Origin of the sequence: Nocardia blacklockiae, assembly GCF_015477355.1 — a bacterium.
Classification (GTDB): Bacteria; Actinomycetota; Actinomycetes; order Mycobacteriales; family Mycobacteriaceae; genus Nocardia; species Nocardia blacklockiae.
On record NZ_JADLRJ010000036.1, the window covers coordinates 1 to 530 of the forward strand.

1 protein-coding gene is annotated in these 530 nt (G+C 30.0%); it reads right to left on the reverse strand.

The genetic code is table 11. The annotated features are described in order from the left end of the window. Positions 1-291 precede the first annotated feature (291 nt). A partial coding sequence (locus tag IU476_RS36610) for a hypothetical protein (RefSeq protein WP_228824856.1) occupies positions 292-530 on the reverse strand: 239 nt, incomplete at its 5' end.

Genomic DNA, 530 nt, shown 5'->3' on the forward strand with positions numbered 1-530 from the left:
GTTAGAATATGTTTTTTGGGATGTCTATCGTATTTAGTGGTAAGGCAAATTTCAATTGTCATCTTCATTAATGCGGGCCAAAAATAGCTTTCAAGTAGTTCTACCGAGTTGTTGTTGTAATTTCTATGATCTCGACGATGTACGTTCAGAATAAACTGTATTTGCTCCGCCATGTTTTTTATATACTTAACCAATGTGTTTGTCAATATTATATTGGAGTTTATGTTTTTGTCTATTACCTCTTGTATATCTTTCTGTGTATCGGGAGTACAATATATTCCGTTCAGATGTTTATCTGTTAAAGCTTTCTTTACTGGTTCTATTAGATTTTCTGTGCTTGTTATGCCTCAGATATTTTTGAAATATTCTTTCTGAGTTACATTTATTTTTATAGGAGAATGTTATGCATATTTGGTTTCTAAAGTGGTTTATAGGTTTTGAAGTATTATTTTGATTAGTTATTATGTTTAAATTCTGCTTACTCAAAGCATCTGCAACGATATTTTCTTTTCCCGGTTTATATTTTATTT